The sequence below is a fragment of the Micromonospora maris AB-18-032 genome (assembly GCF_000204155.1).
Taxonomy (GTDB): Bacteria; Actinomycetota; Actinomycetes; order Mycobacteriales; family Micromonosporaceae; genus Micromonospora; species Micromonospora gifhornensis.
The window spans coordinates 5486925-5510599 of sequence record NC_015434.1; the positions used below are offsets into that span (position 1 = coordinate 5486925).

Genomic DNA, 23675 nt, shown 5'->3' on the forward strand with positions numbered 1-23675 from the left:
CAGCACCCTGTCGGTGGTTGAGTCGACAGGGACCTGCTGAGGTCGACGGATCGACGAGTCACTGACCGTACCGGCCTATGGCAACACCGCCTGGCCGTCGTACACAGCGACCCGGGTCACCACCGTGCTGCGATCCTGGTCACTGCCAAACACGCGTACGCGGACCGATTGGTTCATCCACGCCGGTGGTAATACCCCACACCCTGATGAACAATCCGCACCCCGGTTCTATGCCCGGGTTTGCCCCGCTGCTGGCGCTGATGCCTCGTCCGATGCCATCGCGCCGATGATCATGCCCGCCGCCGGCCGGATTCGACCCGGCGAGAGCGGACCGCCTCGGCGCCGGCCTCCAGTGCTTTTCGCGCCCGGGGTCGGTTACGGGCGGCGACGCCGACGTAAAGGCAATCGACCACGGTGAGCTGAGCAATTCGGCTGGCCATCGCCCCCGAACGATAGGTGGTTTCGCGAGCCGCGGTGGTGAGCACGTGGTCGGCGAGCGTGGCGAGCGGTGACCGCGGGAAATTGGTGAGTGCCACAGTCGTCGCTGCCCTCGACCCCGCCTGCGCCAGCACCTCGATCACGTCGGAGGTGGCACCGGTGTGCGACACACCGACGGCGACGTCGCCGCGCGCCAGCAGGGCCGCCGAGGTCAGGGCGGTGTGCACGTCGGGGAAGCAGAAGGCGGCACGGCCGATGCGGTGCAGCTTCTGTTGGAGGTCCAGCGCCACGAAGCCGCTGGCGCCCACGCCGAAGATGACGATCCGGCCGGCGCCCACGATCGCCTCCACCACCTGCTCGCAGACCGCCGGGTCCAGTTGCTCGGCGGTCTGTTCGACGGCGCGCGCGTCGTTGAAGCCGATTGTCGCGATGATCCGGGCCAGGTCGGCGCCGGGTGGGATGTCCCCGCCGGCGATTCGCCCGTCGGACGGTTCGATGCGCCGGGCCGCCTCGGCGGCGAGCCGGATCCGCAACTGCGGGTAGCCGTCGACGCCCACCGACCGGCAGAACCGGATCACCGTCGCCTCGGACGTCTCAGCGGCGGTGGCGAGATCGGTGATGGTCCGTCGGGCCGCCTCGGCGGGGTCGGCGACCACCAGCCGGGCCACCCGCTGCTCCGCCGGCGACAGGGACGGGAGCAGGCCGCCGATGTGGACGATCAACCCGCTCGGCTCGCCGCTAGCAGAAATCTTCGGAGCCTTCGCCACCAATGGAACTTACTTTCAGTAGGCCGGGAGTGCAATCGCACCGCCGGGCTCGGGACGGGCGCACCGGCAAAGGCCGGCGACCGTCGGACAGCCTGGCATCCGCAGCGCGTACGGCGCTTCCCCCGCAGGGCCGGGCACGGCCGGTCGGGTGGGCCCGGTGCACCCGCCGACCGGTCGGCGGCAGTAGCGTGAGGACCATGGCGGGACGCAGCGTGTTGATCACCGGAGGCACCGGCGGGCTCGGCGCCGCGGTGACCGCGATCTTCGTCGACGCGGGCTGGCGGGTGGTGGCTCCACAACGGAGCCAACCGACGCCGCGCCCCGAGCCGGACGCCAACGCGCCGGTACGGCTGGTCGCGGACCTGACCGACGCGGCCGACGCGGCGCGGGTCGCGGAGGTGGCCGCCGGGGATCCCGAGGCACCGCTGCGGGCGGTGATCAACCTCGTCGGCGGGTACGCCAGCACCGGCCTGGTGCACGAGACTCCGATCGAGGAGTTCGACCGGATGCTCACCCTCAATCTGCGTCCGACTCATCTGGTCACCCGGGCGGCCCTGCCGCATTTGATCAAGGCGGGCGGCGGCGCGGTGGTGTGCGTGGCGTCGCGCGCGGCGGTCGCTCCCTTCCCCGGCGTGGCCGGTTACGTGACCGCCAAGGCCGCGGTGCTCGCCTTCGCCTCGGCCGTCGCGGTGGAGTACAAGACCGCCGGGGTGCGCTGCAACACGGTGCTGCCGAGCGTCATCGACACGCCGAGCAACCGGGCGTCCATGCCGGACGCGGATCATTCCCGGTGGGTGGCACCGACCGAGATCGCCTCGGTGATCCATTTCCTGGCCTCCGACGAGTCCGCGCCGACAAGTGGGGCGACCGTGCCGGTCTACGGCCGGGCCTGAACCGGCACCACGGGAGCGGTGCTCGCGGCGCGTACGCCACACCACAGCGGGTCGGTTCCGGACGGGGAGTCCTCCGCCGCCAACCATCCGGCCAGGTGTCCCCGGATCTCCCGGGCCACCTCGTGGGCGGGCCGGGCCGCGTCGATGACGACGAACGTCGGGTACTCCGGCAGGGTGCGGTAGGCGTGGTCGGCGGCGGCCAGGTAGGTCAGGCTCTCCTGGTCGGTGCCACGTCGCTCGATCCGCCGGTACGCCTCCGCCGGGTCGACCGCCATCAGGAACGTCACCTGCGGTTGCGGGAAGATCCGGTACGCGGCTCGGACGAGACGCTCCCAGCGTCGCCCGCCGTGCGCCCGGAGGCTGGCGTACTGGCAGACGGCGTAGCGGTCCATGATCGCCGTCCGGCCCGTCGCCCAGGAGGTGAGCAGGGCCGCCGCGATGGCCAGCCAACGCAGGACGGACTCCACCAGGAGCATCCCGTCGCGCCCGAGGAGCCGTTGCGCATCCGGCCGGCCCAGCCGGTGGGCCGCCCGACCCAACCACCGCCGACCGCCTGCATTGCGGTGATAGGTGGCGTCATGACCGGCTTCGGTGAGTGTGTCGGCGAGCAACTGGGCCTGGGTGGTTTTGCCGGACCCGTCGATGCCGACCAGCGCCACGGCACGCAGCCGCGCCGCGCGTCTGCTGCTGGACGTCGGTGCCGACCAGGCCGGCCGAGAAGCTCGCGTCGAACTCACCACTCTCGACAGATTATCCGACCGGCGCCCACGGCCTGCGTGTTACCTCCCGGTTAGGGCAGGTTCACGGTGTTCCGCAAGCAGGACAGGTGTGGGCGGGCGGAATGCCGGGTACGGACCCTGAACCCCCCAGGGTGCACCCCCAACGAGTCGACGGGAGAGTCGAAATGGCCGAGCGCGACGACGAAACTCTTCTCCACACCCTGAAGAAGGTCGCCGCCGTGCTCAAGCAGGCCGACATTCCGTTCGCCCTCGGCGGGAGCTTCGCCGTCTACGCCCACGGTGGGCACTCCAGCGAGCACGACGTCGACTTCCTGATCCGTCAGGGCGACGTCGACGCCGCGCTGGAGGCGCTCGTGGCCGCCGGGTTCACCGCCGAGCGTCCACCGGAGGACTGGCTGGTCAAGGTCTACGACGGCGGCCGGATGGTGGACCTGATCCACCGCCCGATCGAGACCCCGGTGACCGAGGAGACCTTCACCGACACGGTGGTGCGGCCGGTGGACGCGATCCACATGCCGGTGCTGTCGGCGACCCAGCTGATGGTGCACAAGCTGCTCAGCTTCTCCCAGCACTACTGCGACTTCGCCCGGGGTCTCCCGCTGGCGCGGTCGCTGCGGGAGCAGATCGACTGGGAACGGGTACGTAAGGACACGCAGCACTCGCCGTACGCGGAGGCGTTCCTGGTGCTGCTGGACAGGCTGGACGTCGTGCCGGACGCCGGCACGGCCGACGGGAGGGGAACACCGTGACCGTGCACGACCCCGGCGCCGGGCCACCCGACGAGTACGTCGAGGCGGAGATCCATCGGCTGCTCACCGAGGATCCGGCGGTGGCCGAACAGGGAATCACCGTGGTCCGTACGGAACGCGGCCTCGTGCTGTACGGCGAGGTGGAGAGCGCGTACCGGCGGAACGAGATCCTGCGCCGGGTGGCCGGACGCTTCCCGGACGTGCCGATCACCAGCGACATCGGGGTGACTCGCGCGCAGGCGCCCACGGAGATCGAGCAACTGCCCTGAGGGAGGTTCGATGGTTATCCGGATCGCCGCCGTGGGTGACGTGCATCTGGACGAGGACGTGGTCGGCCGGTTCCGGCCGGCGCTGGAGGAACTGCCCGACCGGGCCGACGTCCTGCTGCTCGCCGGTGACCTGACCCGGCACGGCACCGAGGCGGAGGCGCGCTGTGTGGCCCAGGAGTTCGGCGGTCTGGGCGTACCGGTGATCGCCGTGCTCGGCAACCACGACCACCAGTGCGACCAGGTACCGCAGGTGATCGGGGCGCTGACGGAGGCGGGGATCACCGTGCTGGAGGGCGACGGGGTGGTGCTCGACTGTGCGGACGGGCGACTGGGCGTGGCCGGGGTCAAGGGCTTCGGTGGCGGATTCGCCGGCCGCTGCGCCAGCGACTTCGGCGAGCCGGAGATGAAGGCCTTCGTACGCACCACGACCGAGAGCGCCGACCGGCTGGCAGCGGCACTGAAGTCGCTGGACTGCGACGTGCTGGTGGCGCTGACCCACTACTCGCCGGTGCCGGACACCCTCGCCGGTGAGCCGTTGGAGATCTACCCCTTCCTCGGCTGCTACCAGTTGGGCCAGGCGATCGACTCCGCGCCGACCGCGCTGGCCCTGCACGGCCACGCGCACCACGGCTCGGAGCGGGGTGTCACCCCCGGTGGGGTCCGGGTGCGCAACGTCGCCCATCCGGTGATCAAGCAGGCGTACAGCATCTTCTATCTGGGTGATCACCTGGATCAGGCAGAGGTTTCCTCAGTCGGCACCGGGGGTATTCAGCAGTCATGGAGCTGATTCTCTGGATTCTCGCAGTTGTACTGGTCGTCGCCGGCATCCTCGCGCTGTTCCGCCGGCAGATCCTCTGGGGCATCGTCCTCATCGTGGTCGGGCTGCTGGTCGGCCCGGGTGGTGTCAGCATCTTCAATTGACGTGGCGACGAAGGCGTCGCCCACAGAAGGACCCGCCGGGGTCGTCGTGACCGGAACTCCGTCCTCCCGACCGGAGCCACCGGGTACGGCGACCCCGGCGTGCTGTCTGCACCGTCCGATATGTCCACCGGGGCGGCAGGTTTGCCGACCCCCTGACGCGGAGAAGCTGCCATCATGCGGATGACTACGGCACGTACCCGACAGCCCACCCGCGGCACCCGACAGTGGTGGGCGCTGGCCGGCTTCGCGGTGGCCGTGTTCGCTGCGGCGGCCCTCGGCAGCCTGGCCGTCACCGGCACCTCGGCCGAGTACGCGAGCCTCGAGCAACCCGGCTGGGCACCGCCGTCGTGGCTGTTCGGGCCGGTCTGGACCGTGCTCTACGCGATGATCGCGGTGGCCGGCTGGCTGGTCTGGCGTCGGGTGGGCTTCGGCCCGGCCCTGATCGCCTGGGTGGTGCAGCTCGTGCTCAACGCCGCCTGGACGCCGTTGTTCTTCGGCGCCGGCCAGTACGGTCTGGCGTTCGCCGAGATCGTGGTGATGTGGCTGGCGATCGGCGTCACCGTGCTGCTGTTCCGGCGGGTCAGCACCCTGGCGACGGCGTTGCTGCTGCCCTACTGGGCCTGGGTCACCTTCGCCGCTGCGCTCAACTACTCGATCTGGCAGCTGAACGGGTGACCTGCCCCGGACACGGCGCTTGTGGCGCCGCGCCCGGGTGCCGTCGAGGTGCCGTCAGCAGCGCGGGACGTTCGGAATGAACCCGTCGTGACCGGTGTAGACGTACGCGTCCGCGATGAACCGGCCCGCGCCGATCCGGTTCCAGATCGAGCTGGTGCCGTACGTGCCGGTGACCGTGGTGCCCCTGGTCTGGCAGTGGATCGTGACTGAGGCGCCGTTGGCGAGCGAGCCGACGGCCGAGTAGCCGGTGCCCGGGCCGGAGCGTACGGTCAGGTTGGCACCGGCGGTGCGCACGGTGCCGGAGCCGGTGTTCGACGAGCAGCCGTTGCCGCTGGTGTAGGTCTTGGTGCCCCAGTACAACGCGAGCGTGCCGCTGAACCGGATCTTGATGTCGGCCCCGTTGAGCCGCTGCTCGTAGTGCAGGTGGGCGCCGCTCGAATTGCCGGTGCTGCCGACCCAGCCGATCACCTTGCCGTAGCCCACCGACTGACCGACGGAGACGTTGAAGCCGCTCAGGTGGGCGTAGTAGGTGTGGTAGCCGTTGCCGTGGTTGATCCGGACGTACTTTCCGTAGCTGCTGCCGCCCAGGTCGGTCACCCGGTCGACGGTGCCGGGCGCGCTGGCCACCACCGGGTCGCCGGCGTCGTTGGTGCGGTTGAAATCGATGGCGTTGGCCGGGCTGTGGCCGCTGCGGGTCTGCCCGGACCACGACTGGCCGCAGGGGAACGGCACCTTGAAGGTCGGCGCGGCCATCGCAGGCGCCGCCGGCACCAGCACACCGACGACGAACAGCACCAGGGCTCCCGCGGCGACCAGCCGGGCCGCGACAGGATTCAGCCACCGATCACGCATCTAGCACCTCCGACGTTGAAACTGCTCAATGGGTGCCAACCAGCGTGACAGGAATCCTTCAGTGTCGATAGATGCCACAACCGCTGGGAGCGCACCCAGCAGCGGTGAGTCGATTTCGGGATTGTTACTCGTCCGTGTCGTCCCAGGGGTGGACCCCGTCGGATGCAAGCGCTTACATGTGAAAACGCCCCATCGGACCGGCGCCAGGATGACCGGATGCGACCCGGCCAGCGCCGGCTAGAAAGGAGGACGGCATGGCGGTCTTTGCCAGGCCACGCCAGGCCCTCGCGATCGCTGGCGTGCTCGGGCTGACGCTCGGCGTCACCGCGTGCGGCACCGGAAGCAGCGACAACAGCGGCGGCAACAACAACGCCGATTCCGCCGAGTGCGCCCCGTACGAGAAGTACCAGGGTCACAGCGGCAAGAAGGTGAACATCTACTCCTCCATCCGCGATATCGAGGCCGACCGTCTCGACCAGTCGTGGAAGGAATTCGAGGACTGCACCGGCATCGACATCAGCCACGAGGGCAGCGGTGACTTCGAGGCCCAACTGCCGGTACGCGCCGACGGCGGCAACGCCCCCGACATCGCGTTCATCCCGCAGCCCGGTCTGCTCCAGCGGTTCGCCGAGCGGGGCCAGATCAAGGCCGCCAGCGCCGACACCAAGGCGATGGCCGAGCAGAACTACCCGGCCGACTGGCTGAAGTACAGCACCGTCGGCGGCACCTTCTACGGCGCGCCGCTCGGCTCGAACGTCAAGTCGTTCGTCTGGTACTCGCCGAAGATGTTCCAGGAGAAGGGTTGGACCGTTCCGACCACCTGGGAAGAAATGATCAAGCTCAGCGACACCATCGCTGACAGCGGCACGAAGCCGTGGTGCGCGGGCATCGAGTCCGGTGACGCCACCGGCTGGCCGGCCACCGACTGGATCGAAGACGTCATGCTGCGTACGCAGACCCCCGAGGTCTACGACCAGTGGACGACGCACGAGATCCCGTTCAACGACCCGCGGGTCGTCGAGGCGGTCGACCGCGCCGGCACCATCCTGAAGAACGAGAAGTACGTCAACGGCGGCTTCGGCGGGGTGCGCAGCATCGCCACCACCGCGTTCCAGGAGGGTGGCATCCCGATCACGGCCGGCAAGTGCGCCCTGCACCGGCAGGCGTCGTTCTACGCCAACCAGTGGCCGGAGAACACCAAGGTGGCCGAGGACGGCGACGTGTTCGCGTTCTACTTCCCGGCCATCGACCCGTCGCGGGGCAAGCCGGTGCTGGGTGGCGGCGAGTTCGTGGTCGCCTTCGCCGACCGTCCCGAGGTGCAGGCGGTGCAGACCTACCTGGCCTCCGGTGAGCACGCCAACAGCCGCGCGAAGATCGGCGACTGGGTGTCGGCGAACAACAAGCTCGACCTGGCCAACGTGAGCAACCCGATCGACAAGCTCTCCGTGGAGATCCTCCAGGACGACAGCTCGGTCTTCCGGTTCGACGGTTCCGACCTGATGCCCGCCGCCGTCGGCGCCGGGACCTTCTGGAAGGGCATGGTCGACTGGATCAACGGTAAGGACACCGCCAGCGTCCTCCAGGGCATCGAGAGCAGCTGGAAGTAATTCCGGTGGTGGGCCGGTCCGCGTTCGCGGGCCGGCCCACCGGCTCCGTGGAGTAACCCCTGGGAGGGTTGATGAACTTCGACTTCGCCGACCAGGCGCCGAAGATGATGATGTTGCTGTGGGGGCTCGTCGCCTTCGCAGTGGTGGTCGGCGGCCTGCTCTTCGTGCTCGACGCGGTGCCGTCCTACTTCGCCAGGCGTCGCGAGGCGCAACTCGTCGCCGCCTCCGCCAGCGGGGCTCCGCTGCCCCGGCGGACCAAGCCCCGCGAGGGGTTCTTCGCGCTGTTCTTCCTGCTGCCGACGGTGTTGCTACTGCTGATCGGTCTGGTGGTCCCCGCGATCCGGACCACCCTGCTGTCGTTCATGGACGGCGGCAGCGAGAACTGGGTCGGCCTGGACAACTACCGCTGGATGTTCGCCGAGGACGCGATCGTCCGGGTACTGCTCAACACCCTGGTCTGGGTGACGTTGGTGCCGCTGGCCGCCACCGCCATCGGCCTGATCTACGCCGTGCTGGTGGACAAGGCCCGGCTGGAATCCGTCGCCAAGTCACTGATCTTCATGCCGATGGCGATCTCGTTCGTCGGCGCCAGCATCATCTGGCGGTTCGTGTACGCCTACCGGGGCGAGGACCAGGACCAGATCGGTCTGCTCAACCAGATCGTGGTCAGCCTCGGCGGCGAACCCCGGCAGTGGCTGCTCGACTCGCCGCTGAACACCCTGCTGCTCATCGTGATCATGGTGTGGATCCAGGCCGGTTTCGCCATGGTGGTGCTCTCCGCGGCGATCAAGTCCATCCCGGCGGACATCGTGGAGGCGGCCCGCCTCGACGGCGTCAACCCGTGGCAGATGTTCTGGCAGATCACCATGCCGAGCATCCGGCCCGCGCTGATCGTCGTGGTCGTCACCATCTCGATCGCCACGCTGAAGGTCTTCGACATCGTGCGGACCACGACCAACGGCAACTACGACACCAGCGTGATCGCCAACGAGATGTACAACCAGGCGTTCCGGTACGGCCAGAACGGGCAGGGCTCCGCGCTCGCGGTGTTCCTGTTCATCCTGGTGGTGCCGATCGTGATCTTCCAGATCCGGAACCTGCGTCAGCAGCGACGGGAGGGCTGAGATGACCACCACCACTCCCCCGGCCGCGGTCGGCGCCCAGCAGAGCGACGGTTCCACCCGGGCCTCACGGGTGCGCAAGCGGCTCAACAGCCGTACGGCGACAGTGGTCGCGATCGTCATCGCGGTGGTCTGGACGATCCCCACCTTCGGCCTGTTCATCTCCTCGTTCCGGCCCGAGGCGGAACTGAAGACCACCGGCTGGTGGACGGCCTTCACCGATCCGCAGTTCACCCTCAAGAACTACCAGGACGTGTTGTTCGGGCAGACCGCCTCGTCGGGGCAGCTCGCCAACTACTTCGTCAACTCGCTGGTGATCACCCTGCCGTCGGTGTTGTTCCCGCTGGCCTTCGCGGCCCTGGCCGCGTACGCGCTGGCCTGGATCAACTTCCGCGGCCGGGACTGGCTCTACATCGGCATCTTCGCGCTCCAGATCGTGCCGTTGCAGATGGCCCTGGTGCCGCTGCTCAGCTTCTTCTCGCGCGGAGTCAGCCTGGGCGGGGTCACCCTGATGCCCGCCTGGAACCTCGACGGCGCACAGAACTTCGCCCAGGTGTGGTTCGCGCACACCTGCTTCGCGCTGCCGTTCGCCGTGTTCCTGCTGCACAACTTCATCTCACAGCTGCCCAAGGATCTGATGGAGGCGGCCCGGGTCGACGGGGCCACCCACCCCAAGATCTTCCGCACCATCGTGCTGCCGTTGGTCGCACCCGCCCTGGCCGCGTTCGCCATCTTCCAGTTCCTCTGGGTCTGGAACGACCTGCTGGTCGCGCTGATCTTCGCCGGTGGCAGCGAGGTCACCGCACCGCTGACCGTGCGGCTGGCCGAACTGGCCGGTACCCGGGGCAACGAATGGCAACGGCTGACCGCCGGGGCGTTCGTCTCGATCGTCGTACCGCTGATCGTGTTCCTGTCGTTGCAGCGCTACTTCGTTCGAGGGCTGCTCGCCGGCAGCGTCAAGGGCTGACCCACCGGTGGTGCCGCCACCACGGCGGCACCACCGCAGGTCGTGAGCGGGGTTACCGTGACGAGGATCGACGATGTCGCCCGGTTGGCCGGAGTCTCCACCGCCACCGTCTCCCGGGCCCTGCGGGGACTGCCCACCGTGTCGGCGGCGACCCGCCGACGGGTGCTGGCCGCCGCCGAGCAGTTGCAGTACGCCGTCTCGCCGAGCGCATCGCGCCTGGCCGGTGGCCGTACCGGTGCCATCGCCGTGGTGGTCCCCCGGATCACCCGCTGGTTCTTCGGGGTGGTCGTCGAGGCGGTCGAGGACTTCCTCCACCAGTGCGGCTACGACCTGTTGCTGCACAACCTGGGCGGGCGGGAACAGAACCGTCAGCGCCTGCTGCACCCCGCCAACCTGCACAAGCGGGTCGACGGCGTGATGCTGGTCGCCACCCCGTTGCGGCCCGCCGACCTGACCGCCCTGACCAGGCTGGACCTGCCCGGGGTGACCGTCAGCTCCGGCACCGACGTGCCCGGCTGGCCCTGCGTACGCATCGACGACGTGGCCGCCGCGCGGCTCGCCACCCGGCATCTGCTGGACCTCGGTCACCGGCGGATCGCGCACATCTCCGGCGACCCCGACGACGAGTTGGCCTTCACCGCGCACCTGGACCGGCGGCGTGGCTACCAGGAGGCACTGCGCGCGGCCGGGCTGCGGCCCGACCCGACCCTCGACGTGGAGTCCGGGTTCGACATCGCCGGCGGCACCCGGGCCACCGAGGAACTGCTGCGCCGAGGTGACCCCCCGACCGCCATCTTCGCCGCCTGCGACGAGATGGCGATGGGCGCGTTGACCGCGCTGCGCGACGCCGGCCTGCGCGTACCGCAGGACGTCAGCCTGATCGGCATCGACGACCACGCGCTCTCCGGCGTGCTCGGCCTGAGCACCATCGCCCAACCGGCGGCCGAGCAGGGTCGGCTGGCCGCCGAGATGTTGATCGACCCGCTTCGCGGGCGAACCCGTGCCGCCGACTGCGGCGCGAACGATCTGCCGGTGATCCTGCCCACTCGGCTGGTCGTACGGGACTCGACCGCCCCACCACGGGCAAACTGATTCGACGGGTCACCGTCGCCCACCGCCGCAACCCGCTCGGACCATGGGAGTACGCCCTGAACGACAACCCGATCCCCCAGCCCATGCCCGCCGTGACGACCACCGGATGGTGGACCGAGGCGGTGATCTACCAGATCTACCCGCGCTCGTTCAGTGACTCCGACGGCGACGGTATCGGCGACCTGCCCGGTATCACCGCCCGTCTGGATCACCTGCGTCAGTTGGGGGTCGACGCGATCTGGCTCTCCCCGTTCTACCCGTCGCCGCAGGCCGACGCCGGGTACGACGTGGCCGACTACCGGGACGTCGAGCCGCTGTTCGGCACGCTGGCCGACGCCGACGACCTGATCGCCCAGGCACACGCCCGCGGGCTGCGGGTCATCGTCGACCTGGTGCCCAACCACACCTCGTCGGCCCACGAGTGGTTCCGGCAGGCCCTGGCCGCCGGGCCGGGCAGCCCCGAGCGGCAGCGCTACATCTTCCGCGACGGGCGGGGACCGGACGGCGCCGAACCGCCGAACGACTGGCAGAGCGTCTTCGGCGGACCGGCCTGGACCCGCGTCGCCGACGGCCAGTGGTACCTGCACCTGTTCGACACCGCCCAGCCCGACCTGAACTGGGACGACCCGCAGGTACGCGCGGAGTTCCTGGACGTGCTGCGGTTCTGGCTGGACCGTGGCGTGGACGGCTTCCGGGTGGACGTGGCGCACGGCCTGATCAAGCAGGCCGACCTGGCCGACTGGCACGAGCCGCAGGAGATCCTCTCCGGGCAGGAGGTGGACAAGCCGCGCCCACCGATGTGGGACCAGGACGGCGTACACGAGATCTACCGCGACTGGCGGCGGCTGCTGGACAGCTACCCCGGCGAACGGGTCCTGGTGGCCGAGGCGTGGGTGGAGCCGGCCGAGCGACTGGCCCGCTACGTCCGCCCCGACGAGATGCACCAGGCGTTCAACTTCGAGTACCTGCTCGCCTCCTGGACCGCCCCGGCCCAGTACGCGGTCATCACCCGCTCGCTGGAGGCCACCGACGCGGTCGGCGCCCCCACCACCTGGGTGCTGTCCAACCACGACGTGGTGCGCCACGCCTCCCGGCTCGGCCTGCCGATCGGCACCCCGCGCCCCAACGGCATCGGCATCGGCGACCCGCAGCCGGACACCGCGGTCGGTCTGCGCCGGGCCCGCGCGGCCACCCTGCTGATGCTCGCCCTGCCCGGCTCGGCCTACCTCTACCAGGGTGAGGAACTGGGCCTGCCGGAACACACCCTGATGCCCGACGAGGCCCGCCAGGATCCGACCTGGGAACGCAGCGGGCACACCCAGCGCGGTCGGGACGGCTGCCGGGTGCCGATCCCGTGGGAAGCGGACGCGCCGTCGTACGGCTTCGGGCCGACGGATGCGAGTTGGCTGCCCCAGCCGGGCGTCTGGGCCGAGTACGCGCTGGACCGCCAGCGTGACGTGCCCGGCTCGACCTACGAGATGTACCGCACGGCGCTGCGCCTGCGGCGTGGCCACGGGTTGGGTCGGGGCACGGTGCAGTGGCTCTCCTCCGGCGACGAGGTGCTGACCTTCCGCAACGGCGACGTGGTGGTGCTCACCAACTTCGGCGCCACCGGCGTACCGCTGCCCGCCGGCGAACTGCTGCACAGCAGCGCGCCGCTGGACGAGGACGCCTCCGTCCCCACCGACGTCACCGTCTGGGTGCAGGTGTAAGGAAGGGCACCTTATTAACGCCTCCGGTAGAGGAAGGGCACCTTATTAACGCTGTCCTGGCAAGCCTGGCGGGATGTACGGCCAGCACGACGGATCGTGTTAAAAAGGGGCCCTTCCTCTACATCAGACGTTAAGAAGGTGCCCTTCCTTACAGCTTCTCCGCGCGGGCGTGCAGCAGGTCTGCCACGTCGGCGATGTCCTTGGGTGAGGTGCGGGCGGCGAGCCAGTACATGATGCCGGTGGGGATGAAGAAGAGCTGGAAGGCGGCCAGCCCGACCGCGTAGTTCAACGGCGGCGGGAACGCCGCCCGCAGGGCGTGGAAGGCCACCCCGACCAGCCCGTTCCCGGCCGCCCGTCCCACCCCGTTGACCAGGTTGCCCAGGCTGTAGACAGTGCCCCGGTGCTCCGGCGGGTTCGCGTCGGCGATCAGGGCGAACCAGTTCGGCGAGTTCGCCGAGGTCAGCGCCAGCGCGAGCAGCGCGGTGAGCAGGCTCAGCCCGACGGTGGGCTCGGTGACGACGCTGGCCAGCACGGCCCGTACCACCGTGCCGGTGCCGGCGCCGTCGGGCACGTCGATGCGGATCGGCACGAAGAAGAGCACCAGGTAGAACGGCACCGCGGCGAGCACGCCGACCGCGGCGACCATGGCCCGACCGGAGGGCGTACGCCGTTGCAGCGCGTCGCCGACCAGACCACCGACGATGGAGAGCACCCCGCCGAGTTGGAACAGGGTGGCGAAGACGCTGCCCACCACGATCGCGGTCGCCATCGAGTAGCCCTGGTCCTGGGCCCGTTCGGCGAACAGCACCGGCAACCAGACGAGCGAACCGAAGGCGGCCTGTGCGGTGAGGCCCTGCAGGATGAGCCAGCGGTTGGTCCGGCGGTGGAGGATGACGGGCAGGTCGCGGCGGCTAATCCGATAGTCGTAGTCCGCGCCGCCGGCCAGCGCGTCGGCCAGTTCCGGTTCGCTCTGGCCGCGCCGGATGTCGTACGTGAGCAGGTAGGCCACCGTGGCGACCAGGCCGACGACGGTGAGCAGCAGGAACGGGCGACGCCAGTCGGCCGCACCGAGCAGCCCACCGACCAACGTGCCGGCCAGCGTGCCGGCCCCCTGGGACAGCCCCCAGAAGCTCATCACCAAACCCCGTCGACGCGGCGAGATCAGGTCGGTGACCACCGAGAAGCCGACCGAGCCGACCGCACCCAGCCCCACCGCGGCGAGCAGCTGCGCGGCCAGAAAGGTCGGATAGCTCCCGGCCAGACCACTGCCACCGGTCCCGACGGCCCAGATCAGGGTGCCGATCATCAGCAGCGGTTTGCGGTTGGTGCGGTCGCCGAAATAGGCCCAGCCGACCGCCGCCACCGCGCTGACCAGGAAGCTGACCGCGGTGACCAGGCCGAGCAGGCGCTGCGGTACCGCGAAGGACTCCGCGATCGCGCCGTACAGCGGTGGCACCAGCCCGATCGCCACGTTGTCCAGCGAGGCGAGCAGCACGAACACGACGACGCTGTAGAAGCGGTGCGCCGCGTTGCCACCCCACACCCGTGGGGCGCGGCCCGTGGTCGACGTCATGCGGGCAGCCAACCAGGACGCGACGACGGACCGATCACCGGCCCACCCCGTCGTGCGGGACGAATCCCCGGATCGAGTGGCTTCACCCCCGTCGGGAGCCACTCGATCCGGGGGTCGAGGGATGGATCACCCCTGGGCCAGGCGGTCCAGGTGGTGATCGCGGGCCTGCGCGTAGCGCTCCCGGATGGCCGGGACCGGTTCGGCGGCGTACTCCCGGGTGCCGGCGGGCGTCCAGGAGGGCGCCTCCGTCGTGCCGAGCGCCAACCAGGCGGCCTGGCGGGCGGCGCCGTCGGCGACGTACTCACCGGGCGGCGGGACGACCACCGGGCAGCCGAAGACCTGCGCGGCGATTCGGCGTACGGCGGCGGAACGGGCCCCACCACCGACCAGGAGCACCCGGCGGGGCTGCGCGCCCTGGGCGGCCAGCGCGTCGAGACCGTCGGCGAGCGCGCAGAGCATGCCCTCCACGGCCGCCCGCGCCAGGTGCGCCGGGGTCGAGGTCCGCAGGGTCAATCCGTGCACCGCCCCGGTGGCCAGTGGCCGGTTCGGGGTGCGCTCACCCTCCAGGTACGGCACCAGCACCAGCCCGTCCGCCCCGGGCGGGGCGGAGAGCGCGAGGTCGGCCAACTCGTCCAGCCCGACCCGGAGCATCCCGGCGGCGGCGTCCAGCACCCGGGCCGCGTTGAGCGTGGCGACCAGGGGCAGGAACCGGCCGGTCACGTCGGCGAACCCGGCGACGGTGCCGCTGGCGTCGGCGGCCGGGGTCTCCGCGATGCTGAAGACGGTGCCGGACGTGCCGATCGAGACCAGCACGTCACCGGAACCGGCCCCCACCCCGAAGCCGGCAGCGGCGTTGTCGCCGGCACCGGGAGCGAGCAGCGCCGGCGCGGCACCGGACACGGCTGCCGGGTCGAGGTGGCCGGCGGACTCGGCCGGGCCGAGCACGGTAGGCACCCGTACCTCCCGGCCGAGTGCGCGTTCCAGCAGGTCGGGGCGGTACTCCCCGGTCGCCGGCGACCAGTAGCCGGTGCCGCTGGCGTCGCTGCGGTCGGTCCGCAACGCCTCCAGCCCGGGCGCACCGGCCAGCCGCCAGGTCAGCCAGTCGTGGGGCAGGCAGACGGCAGCCACCCGCTCGGCGTTGGCCGGCTCGTGCCGGGCCAACCAGCGCAGCTTGGTGACGGTGAAGCTGGCCACCGGCACGCTGCCCACGGCGTCGGCCCAGAAGCGCCCACCGCCGGCCTCCGCCACCAGTTCGGCGGCGGCGTCGGCGGAGCGGGTGTCGTTCCACAGCAGGGCCGGCCGGATCACCTGCCCCGCGTCGTCCAGGCAGACCATGCCGTGCTGCTGACCGGCGACGCTAACCGCGGCGACGTCGGCCAGTCCGCCGGCGGCCTCGATCGCCGTCTGGAGGGCCGACCACCAGGCCTCCGGGTCGACCTCGGTGCCGTCGGGGTGCGGCGCCCGGCCCTCGCGTACCAGGGTGCCGGTCTCCGCATCCCGGACGACCACCTTGCAGGACTGGGTGGAGGAGTCCACCCCCGCGACGAGCGGCATGCCGTCCGCCTCAGCGTGCGCCGAGCAGGTGCTCGACGGCGAGCTGGTTGAGCCGGACGAAGCCGAAGCCACGGGCGGCGACGGCGTCGACGTCGAACTCCTCGAACGCGCTGGTGTCGGCGAGCAGTTCGGCGTAGCCCTCGCCCTCGCCCAGCGTCGGCACGCCCAGCTCGGCGACCTTGCTGGCGGCGAGCGCCTCGGCCACCTCCGGGTCGGCCCGGAACGCCGCGGCCCGCTCCTTGAGCAGCAGGTACGTGCGCATGTTCGCCTCAGCGGAGGCCCACACGCCGTCGAGGTCCTCGGTGCGGGAGGGCTTGTAGTCGAAGTGCCGCGGCCCCTCGTAGGCGGGCGCGCCGGCCGGGCCGCCGTGCTCCAGCAGGTCGACCAGGGCGAAGGAGTTGAGCAGGTCGCCGTGACCGAAGACCAGGTCCTGGTCGTACTTGACGCCGCGCTGGCCGTTGAGGTCGATGTGGAACAGCTTGCCCTGCCAGAGCGCCTGGGCGATGCCGTGGGCGAAGTTGAGCCCAGCCATCTGCTCGTGGCCGACCTCCGGGTTCAGGCCGACCCGCTCGGGGTGGGCCAGGGTGGAGATGAATGCCAGGGCGTGCCCGACAGTGGGCAGCAGGATGTCGCCGCGCGGCTCGTTCGGCTTGGGCTCCAGGGCGAACCGCAGGTCGTAGCCGCGGTCGATGACGTACTGGCAGAGCAGGTCGACGGCCTCCCGGTAGCGCTCCAGCGCCGCCTGGACGTCCTTGGCGACGTCGTACTCGGCGCCTTCCCGGCCACCCCACATGACGAACGTCTTGGCACCCAGTTCGGCGGCGAGGTCGACGTTGCGCAGCACCTTGCGCAGCGCGAAGCGCCGCACGTCGCGGTCGTTGCTGGTGAAGCCGCCGTCCTTGAAGACGGGCTGCTGGAACAGGTCGGTGGTGACCATCGGCACCACCAGGCCGGTCTCGTCGAGCGCCTTGCGGAACCGGGCGATCTGGGCGTCACGGGTGGCGGCGTCCGACCCGAAGGGGATGAGGTCGTCGTCGTGGAAGGTCACCCCGTACGCGCCCAGTTCGGCGAGTCGGTGCACCGACTCCACCGGGTCGATGGCGGTACGGGTGGCGTGGCCGAACGGGTCTCGACCCTGCCAGCCGACCGTCCAGAGCCCGAAGGAGAACTTGTCGGCGGGGGTGGGACGGGGTGCCATGGCAGACCTCCGGTGATGTCGTCCGCTATTTGTTCAGTGGTTGAATTAAATGGCGGTGATGTGGCAGTGTCAAGAGGTGATCCCAACCGCAGCCCCGGCCGGCGCGGTGCGCCAGGGCAGCCTCCGCGAACTGAACCTCGCCCTCGTGCTCGGCCGGATCGCCGCCGCGCCCCGCCCACCGTCGCGGGCCGCGCTGGCGGCCGAGACCGGCCTGACCCGGGCCACGGTCTCCGCCGTGGTGGAAGACCTCGTCGCCGGCCGGCTGGTCACCGAGGCGGAGCCGCAACCACGCTCCGGTGCCGGTCGACCGGCCCGTGGTCTGGTGCTCGCCGGTGACGGCCCGGCCGGGCTGGGCCTGGAGGTCAACGTCGACTACCTGGCGGCCTGCGTCGTCGATCTCGCCGGTGAGGTCCGACACCACTGCGTGCACCGTGCCGATCTGCGGCCGGTCTCCCCCGCCGACGCGCTGGGCCGGCTGGTGCGGCTGGCCGCCGAGGCCCGCGCCGCCGCCGAGGCGCAGGGCCTCATCCTGGCCGGTGCCGCCCTGGGGGTGCCCGGCCTGGTCGACGACGTCGGGCAGGTCCGGCTCGCGCCGAACCTCGGCTGGCGCGACGTGCCGGTCCCCGAGTTGCTGGCCGCACATCCGCCGCTGACCGAGGTGATCGACGGCGTGCCGGCGCTGGTGGTGGACAACGAGGCCAACCTCGCCGCGCTGAGCGAGTTGCACGCGGGCGCCGGTCCGGGCAGCTTCCTGCACATCTCCGGCGAGGTCGGCATCGGTGCCGGCATCGTGCTCGACGGCGCCCTGTACCGGGGCGCCCGAGGCTGGAGCGGGGAGATCGGCCACATCCCGGTACGACCGGACGGCCCGCCCTGCCGATGCGGCGGCCGGGGCTGCCTGGAGCGCTACGCCGGGCAGGAGTCGATCCTCGCGGCGGCCGGCCTGGCCGGGGCGGATCTGCCCGCCGACACCGCGCCGAACCGGTTGGCCGAGCTTGCCGGGGCCGGCGACGCGACCGTGCTGCACGCCCTGCACGAGGCCGGCGTGGCGCTCGGGGTGACCGTCTCCAGCGTGATCAACCTGCTGGATCTCGACACGGTGGTGCTCGGCGGCGGCTACGCGCCACTGGAGCCCTGGCTGCGGCCACCGATGCTCGCGGAGATCGACCGCCGGGTGCTGACCGCGGCCTGGTCGCCGGTGACCGTCCGCCCGGCGGTCCTCGGGGCGACCGCCGCCGCCGTCGGCGCGGCCGGATCGGTGGTACGCCGGATCATCGCCCGACCCGTCGCCTGGTTGGCTCGGCTGTAGCGGGCCGCGCGCCGCGCGTCTCGGCGTGTCGGGGGTACTCGGTACCCTTGCTCCACAGCAACGATCACCGTGACCGCAGGAGCGACACCACCGGCATGCGCACCTCTCGACAGCGCAGGACGCGCGGCGGGCATCGATGACCAGCACCCGCGAGGGCCGGGTCGCCGGCCCCGGACGCAGCAAGGGCCCCGGCAGGTCCGCCCGACCGGGGGTGGCCGCGCGCGTCGATCTGGCCGGTGAGCTCCTCGACGGACTCACCGACGCGGTGCTGAGCACCGACGACCACGGGTCGGTCGAGCTGATCAACGCGGCCGCCGCCCGACTGCTTCCCGAACTGCGCCCCGGCGCCGACCTGGCCACCTGCGCGGTGCCCGCCCTGGCGGCGGCGACCGTCGCCGGGCACACCCGCTTCGAGGACGAGCACCACCACCGGCAGCTGCACGGCGTACGGCGGGCACTGGCCGGGGGCCGGTCCGTCTGGTACGTCCGCGACGTCACCGAGGAGCGGGCCCGCAGCGAGGCCCTGCTGAGCGAACGCGGCCGTACCGCCTTCCTGGCCGACGCGGGCCGCCGACTCGGGTTGGCACTGCACCGCGACCAGGCCCTGCGGGCCGCCGCCACCCTGCCCGTGCCCTACCTGGCCGACCTGGCCCTGGTCGTACACCTGCCGGCGGTGCCCGCCGAGCAACGGCCGCACTGGGTCCGGCACGCCGAGCACCAGTCCGGTCCGGTGGCCGGGACGGCCGACTGGAGCCTCACCACCGCCCTGCCGGAGATCGAGGAAGCGCTCGACGGCGGGTTCCCGCCACCCCGGGTGTGGTCGGCCGGTCAGCTGGACCCGATCGTCGCGGCCGACGTCGAACCCGGCGCCACCCTGCTGGTCAGCCCGATGCCCGGGGCCGGTCGGACGGCCGGGGCGCTGGTGCTGCTGCGGCACGCCCGACGAGGCGGCTTCGACCCGCGAGGCATCGACCTGGCCCGCGAGTTCGCCGCCCGCGCCGGCGCCGCCCTCACCATGGCCGAGTTGTACGACGAACAGGCCCACCTGGCGCGGGTGCTGCAGAACAGCCTGTTGCCGCCGGAGCTGCCCGGGATCGTCGGGATGGACGTCGCCGGGGGCTATCGCGCCGCCGGGGACAGCCTGCGGATCGGTGGCGATTTCTACGATGTCCTGCCCACCGACGGCGGCGCGTTGTTCGCCCTCGGCGACGTCTGCGGCAAGGGGGTCGGCGCGGCCGTACTCACCGGCCGGGTACGGCAGTCGTTGCAGACGCTGCGGTTGGTCGAACAGCGACCGCTGGCGCTGCTGCGGCTGCTCAACCAGGCGCTGCTCGACATGTCCGACGCGGCCCGGCGCAGCCAGTTCACCACCCTGTTGCTCGGTACGCTGCGCCGCGAGCCCGAGGGCGGCCTGCGGATCCGGGTCGCCGGCGGCGGGCATCCGGCACCCCTGGTGGTCGACGCCGACGGCACGGTCACCTCCGTACGGGTGGGCGGGATGCCCGTCGGTGCCCTGCCCGACGCCCGGTTCACCGACGTCGACCTGCGGCTGCCGCCCGGTTCGGTGCTGTTCGCCCACACCGACGGGGTCACCGAGGCTCGGGGCGGCCCACACGGTGCGGAGATGTTCGGCGAGCGACGGCTCCGTCAGGCGCTTTCCTCCGGTGCCGGTCTGCCTCCTGCAGCTCTGGTCGACCGGGTGTTGCGCCTGGTCGACGAATGGTCCGCCGGGCAGCGGCACGACGACATCGCGATGCTGACGGTGACCCCGGCCGGCTAACCGTCAGGCCGTCCGGAAGACCGCAGTTTCCCCGTTCGACCAGCTCAGCGGGGCGTCGACGACGTCGCGGACCTCCGACAGATGACCGGTGTCCGGTTCGTCGGGCTGGGGCACCAGCGGCGACACCGGCCGGACCACGCGGGCTCGGGCCGCCTCATCGAACTCCCGCAGACCACGCAGCAGCGCCTCACGGCCCTCCGGCGTCATGTCGGCCAGGATCGCGGCCAGGTGCTGGCGACGATCCTCGCGCAACTCGTCGAGGAGGCTGCGGGCCTCGGCGGTCAGGTGCAGGGAGATCTCCCGCCGGTCCGCCCGGCCGGGTTCACGCTCTAGCATGCCGGCGGCGACGAGCCGGTCGCAGAGCCGGCTGGCCGAGGAGAGCAGCATGTCCAGCCCGGCGGCCAGCCTGCGCAGGTTGATCCCGTCCTGCCGTTCCACGAGCATGACGGCACGAAGCTGGGCGGTGGAGATCCGGTTCGCTGTGCGCTCCCGGGCACCGTCCCAGACAGTCAGCAGGGCACCCGCCGCGACATCCACCTCGGCAGCCATACTCATCTCGGGTCCTGGAAAACCATGCTGTTCCGCCATCGTGCGCCTGAGCGTACTCCGATTCTGTCGGTCAATGGGCTTGTGATCAAGGAGATAGCCATGAGCGAGCCGGTCGAGCAAGCCCGCACCGTGCTCACCACGGCCCCTGCGGATCTCCTGCTGAGCCGGATCAGAGCGCTGCTCGACCAGGAGTACGGCATCGCGGACGTCGAACTCCTCCAGGTCGACTACCGGCTGGCCGCGCTGCTTCCGCTCACCCCCGGGGAGGCGGTGAGCGAACCGGGACACCCGGCCTGGCGGTGCTTCGACCACCAGAGCCCGGTGTACGTCGACAGCACGGCCTACCTGCCGGTCAGCATGCGCGGCGAACGACGCGGGGTGCTCCGGGTGCACCCGGTCACGGACGAGGGCCTGCTGGCCGACCTCGCCGAGATCGGCACCGCCCTGGCCCACGAACTGACCGCTGTCGACCCGGGAACGGACGTCTACCGCACCGCTCGGCGGGCCCGGCGGCTCACGCTCGCCGCCGAGATGCAGTGGGAGCTGCTGCCGGGGCGCAGCCGGATCCGGCCCTCCTTCAGCCTGGCCGGGCAGCTGGAACCGGCGTACGCGGTACGCGGGGACAGCTTCGACTGGTCCGACGACGGTGACCGGGTATGGACCGCCACGATCAACGGCATGGGTGCGGGCGTCGCCGCGTCGATGCTCACCACGCTGGCCACCAGCGCCCTGCGCAACGCCCGCCGGGCCGGGATCTCGCTGGCCGACCAGGCCGCCCTGGCCGACCAGGCGATCTACGCCCTGCACCGGGGCGAGCAGCACCTCGCCACGCTGCTGGTCGAGGTCGACCTGCACAGTGGGTTGCTCACCGCCGTCGATGCGGGCTCGCCCCGGCTCGTCCTGCTTCGCGACGGCGAGGTCAGCGTGCAACCGCTGGAGGCGCAGTTCCCCCTCGGCATGTTCGAGGGGTCGCACTATCGCGAGCAGCACATCCAACTCCGGCCCGCCGACCGCCTCTTCATGATCAGCGACGGGGTGCTCGACGCGACCGGGCAGGAGGTCCGCTACGGAGAGAGCGCGTTGGACCGGATGCTGCGCCGCACCGCGCCGATGAGCCCGCTGGACGCGGTCCGCTCCCTGCTGGGCGACCTGCGGGCGTTCGTCGCCGGCGATCTCACCGACGACGCGGTGGTGGTCTGCCTGGACTGGTACGGACCGCAGCCGTGACCGGTCGGGTCAGTACGCGCCCCGGCTGTTGACCACCGCGCCGAAGGTCTTCCAGAGGATCGTCAGGTCGGCCGCCAGTGACCAGTTCTCCACGTAGTAGAGATCCAGCCGGATGCCGTCCTCCCAGCTCAGATCCGACCGGCCGCTGACCTGCCAGAGGCCGGTCATGCCCGGCTTGACCAGCAGCCGGCGGGCCACGTCGCCGTCGTAGCGGGCCACCTCGGACGGCAGCGGCGGGCGGGGGCCGACCAGGCTCATCTGCCCCAGCAGCACGTTGACCAGCTGCGGCAGCTCGTCCAGCGACCACTTGCGCAGCAGCCGCCCGACCCGGGTCACCCGCGGGTCGTCACGCATCTTGAACATCAGACCGTCGGTCTCGTTGCGCGCGGCCAACTCGGCCAGCAGAGCATCGGCGTTGACCACCATGGTGCGGAACTTGAAGACGCCGAACTCCCGACCGCCCTGCCCGACCCGGATCTGCCGGAACAGCACCGGGCCGCGGCTGTTCAGTTTGATGGCCAACGCGATGACCACGAGCAACGGCAGCAGCAGCGCCAACGCCACGAGCGAGATCGACCGGTCGACGAGGCCCTTCACCAGCTTGCGGATGCCCCGGAACTCGGGCGCCTCCACGTGGATCAACGGCAGGCCGGCCACCGGGCGGGTGTGGATGCGCGGGCCGGCGACATCCGTCAGCGCCGGGGCGAGCACCAGATCGATCCCGGTGCCCTCCAGTTGCCAACCGAGCCGGCGCAGACGGGCGGCGGTGAGTTCACCGCTGGCGGTGACGGCGACGGTGTCCGCGCCGATGGCGGCGGCGGCCTCCGGGATGCCTCGGAACGAGCCGACCACCGGCACGTCGCCGAGCCGCTGGGCCACCGGGGCCAGCAGGGCGTCCGGGATGCACGCGCCCACCACCTGGTAGCCCGCGTACGGCTCGCGGCGCAGGGTGTGCACCAGCTCCAGCACGTGCGCGGTGTCGCCGACCACCAGCACCCGCCGGGACCAGCCGGTCCCCGCCGAGCGGGCCCGGTGCAGGCGCTTGCGCGCGGCGAACCGGGCGAGTTCGAGGCCGACCAGGCCGACGGCGAACGAGATCGCCAGGAATCCCCGAGACACGCCGACGTCGGCGATGTAACCGGCGATGGCCACCGCACCGGCCAGCCGGAGACTGGCCATGCTGACCCGCCGGTACTCGTCCGCACCGTAACCGATCACCCGGTCGTCGTAGCAGCGCATCGCCTTGAGCGACAGCAGCCAGGCCAGCACCAGCCCGGGAGCGACCAGGACGTACGGCACGTGGGTGCCGCGCGGAGCGGCCTCACCGAAGCGGGCCGCGTAGCCGGCGAGCACCGCCAGGGTCAGGACGGTGGCGTCCAGCACCACCAGGGTTCGCACGTAGGCCCGCTGGGCACCGCGTATCGAGTTGCTCGATGACGCCGTGCCGTCGGGTCTTGTTGAAGATCTGGCGGGGGTCAACAGCGTCGCCGAGGTCACCAGCCCTCCCACTTCGCTCGCCGACGGCACGGGTCCGGCTCGACTGAGAGCCGGAGCTGCCGATGCACGTCGACATCCTCCCCTGAAAACAATGACGGCCAATTGCTTCCGACGTATTGCCGTCACTTTCCGTGCCGGGTAACCAGCCGGAAGCTGGCCTGTGGTAAGGGTTTCCCCGATACCGC

At 71.1% G+C, this 23675-nt stretch carries 22 protein-coding genes; 14 read left to right on the plus strand and 8 right to left on the minus strand.

Going from position 1 to position 23675, the window contains the following annotated elements:
• Nucleotides 1–290: 290 nt before the first annotated feature.
• Complete coding sequence (locus VAB18032_RS24220) at nt 291–1205, minus strand: MurR/RpiR family transcriptional regulator (RefSeq protein ID WP_050814651.1); 915 nt, start codon at nt 1203–1205, stop codon at nt 291–293.
• Nucleotides 1206–1402: 197 nt separating this feature from the next.
• Between VAB18032_RS24220 and VAB18032_RS24225 the strand changes: the two genes are divergently transcribed.
• Nucleotides 1403–2098: an SDR family NAD(P)-dependent oxidoreductase gene (locus VAB18032_RS24225; protein ID WP_013735563.1), complete on the plus strand. Its 696-nt coding sequence runs from the start codon at nt 1403–1405 to the stop codon at nt 2096–2098.
• Here VAB18032_RS24225 and VAB18032_RS24230 read toward each other — a convergent pair.
• Nucleotides 2083–2838, minus strand: a complete 756-nt coding sequence (locus VAB18032_RS24230; protein ID WP_415878006.1) for a dTMP kinase — start codon at nt 2836–2838, stop codon at nt 2083–2085. The genes VAB18032_RS24225 and VAB18032_RS24230 overlap by 16 nt on opposite strands.
• Nucleotides 2839–2939: 101 nt before the next feature.
• On the opposite strand from VAB18032_RS24230, the gene VAB18032_RS24235 reads away from it, so the two are divergent.
• The 5 genes from VAB18032_RS24235 (at nt 2940) to VAB18032_RS24250 (ending at nt 5452) form a co-directional block, all read left to right on the plus strand.
• Entirely contained in the window at nt 2940–3587 is a 648-nt protein-coding gene (locus VAB18032_RS24235; protein WP_269764269.1) for a nucleotidyltransferase family protein, read from the plus strand.
• Nucleotides 3584–3856, plus strand: coding sequence for a hypothetical protein (locus VAB18032_RS24240; RefSeq protein ID WP_013735566.1), 273 nt, complete (start codon nt 3584–3586; stop codon nt 3854–3856). Before VAB18032_RS24235 ends, VAB18032_RS24240 begins: the two co-directional genes overlap by 4 nt.
• A 10-nt stretch (nt 3857–3866) precedes the next feature.
• Nucleotides 3867–4643 (plus strand): metallophosphoesterase family protein, encoded by a 777-nt coding sequence (locus VAB18032_RS24245; protein WP_013735567.1) that lies wholly within the window; start codon nt 3867–3869, stop codon nt 4641–4643.
• Nucleotides 4634–4777 carry a GPGG-motif small membrane protein gene (locus VAB18032_RS32405; protein WP_007464364.1) on the plus strand — a complete coding sequence of 48 codons (144 nt, stop codon included), beginning with the start codon at nt 4634–4636 and terminating at the stop codon, nt 4775–4777. The genes VAB18032_RS24245 and VAB18032_RS32405 overlap by 10 nt, the downstream gene beginning before the upstream one ends.
• A gap of 174 nt (nt 4778–4951) precedes the next feature.
• Entirely contained in the window at nt 4952–5452 is a 501-nt protein-coding gene (locus tag VAB18032_RS24250) for a TspO/MBR family protein (protein ID WP_013735568.1), read from the plus strand.
• 54 nt (nt 5453–5506) lie between these two features.
• On the opposite strand, the gene VAB18032_RS24255 is transcribed toward VAB18032_RS24250, so the two are convergent.
• On the minus strand, nt 5507–6304 hold the full coding sequence (locus VAB18032_RS24255; protein WP_013735569.1) for a M23 family metallopeptidase: 798 nt from the start codon (nt 6302–6304) through the stop codon (nt 5507–5509).
• 254 nt (nt 6305–6558) lie between these two features.
• Between VAB18032_RS24255 and VAB18032_RS24260 the strand changes: the two genes are divergently transcribed.
• From VAB18032_RS24260 to VAB18032_RS24280, 5 genes are all read left to right on the plus strand, one after another.
• The gene (locus tag VAB18032_RS24260; protein WP_013735570.1) at nt 6559–7911 is read left to right on the plus strand and encodes an ABC transporter substrate-binding protein; all 1353 of its coding nucleotides are present in this window, start codon (nt 6559–6561) and stop codon (nt 7909–7911) included.
• A gap of 71 nt (nt 7912–7982) precedes the next feature.
• A complete protein-coding gene (locus VAB18032_RS24265) occupies nt 7983–9035 on the plus strand; it encodes a carbohydrate ABC transporter permease (protein WP_013735571.1) in 1053 nt (350 codons plus the stop codon).
• Between the two features lies 1 nt (nt 9036).
• Complete coding sequence (locus VAB18032_RS24270; RefSeq protein WP_013735572.1) at nt 9037–9999, plus strand: carbohydrate ABC transporter permease; 963 nt, start codon at nt 9037–9039, stop codon at nt 9997–9999.
• A 57-nt stretch (nt 10000–10056) separates the two neighbouring features.
• The gene (locus VAB18032_RS24275) at nt 10057–11091 is read left to right on the plus strand and encodes a LacI family DNA-binding transcriptional regulator (protein ID WP_013735573.1); all 1035 of its coding nucleotides are present in this window, start codon (nt 10057–10059) and stop codon (nt 11089–11091) included.
• Nucleotides 11092–11174: 83 nt separating this feature from the next.
• Nucleotides 11175–12803, plus strand: a complete 1629-nt coding sequence (locus VAB18032_RS24280) for a glycoside hydrolase family 13 protein (protein WP_013735574.1) — start codon at nt 11175–11177, stop codon at nt 12801–12803.
• A 148-nt stretch (nt 12804–12951) separates the two neighbouring features.
• Here the strand turns inward: VAB18032_RS24280 and VAB18032_RS24285 are convergent, their stop codons facing one another.
• The 3 genes from VAB18032_RS24285 to xylA form a co-directional block, all read right to left on the minus strand.
• A complete protein-coding gene (locus tag VAB18032_RS24285) occupies nt 12952–14376 on the minus strand; it encodes an MFS transporter (protein ID WP_013735575.1) in 1425 nt (474 codons plus the stop codon).
• 126 nt (nt 14377–14502) lie between these two features.
• Nucleotides 14503–15930 carry a xylulokinase gene (xylB, locus tag VAB18032_RS24290; RefSeq protein ID WP_013735576.1) on the minus strand — a complete coding sequence of 476 codons (1428 nt, stop codon included), beginning with the start codon at nt 15928–15930 and terminating at the stop codon, nt 14503–14505.
• Nucleotides 15931–15940: 10 nt separating this feature from the next.
• Complete coding sequence (xylA, locus tag VAB18032_RS24295; protein WP_013735577.1) at nt 15941–17128, minus strand: xylose isomerase; 1188 nt, start codon at nt 17126–17128, stop codon at nt 15941–15943.
• Between the two features lie 49 nt (nt 17129–17177).
• On the opposite strand from xylA, the gene VAB18032_RS24300 reads away from it, so the two are divergent.
• Nucleotides 17178–18437 (plus strand): ROK family transcriptional regulator, encoded by a 1260-nt coding sequence (locus VAB18032_RS24300; protein WP_043721776.1) that lies wholly within the window; start codon nt 17178–17180, stop codon nt 18435–18437.
• Nucleotides 18438–18573: 136 nt separating this feature from the next.
• A complete protein-coding gene (locus tag VAB18032_RS24305) occupies nt 18574–20217 on the plus strand; it encodes a PP2C family protein-serine/threonine phosphatase (protein ID WP_013735579.1) in 1644 nt (547 codons plus the stop codon).
• A gap of 3 nt (nt 20218–20220) precedes the next feature.
• Here VAB18032_RS24305 and VAB18032_RS24310 read toward each other — a convergent pair whose 3' ends face one another.
• Complete coding sequence (locus VAB18032_RS24310) at nt 20221–20772, minus strand: MarR family winged helix-turn-helix transcriptional regulator (protein ID WP_232510855.1); 552 nt, start codon at nt 20770–20772, stop codon at nt 20221–20223.
• A gap of 93 nt (nt 20773–20865) precedes the next feature.
• On the opposite strand from VAB18032_RS24310, the gene VAB18032_RS24315 reads away from it, so the two are divergent.
• On the plus strand, nt 20866–21993 hold the full coding sequence (locus tag VAB18032_RS24315) for a PP2C family protein-serine/threonine phosphatase (protein ID WP_013735581.1): 1128 nt from the start codon (nt 20866–20868) through the stop codon (nt 21991–21993).
• Nucleotides 21994–22002: 9 nt separating this feature from the next.
• On the opposite strand, the gene VAB18032_RS24320 is transcribed toward VAB18032_RS24315, so the two are convergent.
• On the minus strand, nt 22003–23490 hold the full coding sequence (locus VAB18032_RS24320; RefSeq protein ID WP_043725604.1) for a sugar transferase: 1488 nt from the start codon (nt 23488–23490) through the stop codon (nt 22003–22005).
• Between the last annotated feature and the right edge of the window lie 185 nt (nt 23491–23675).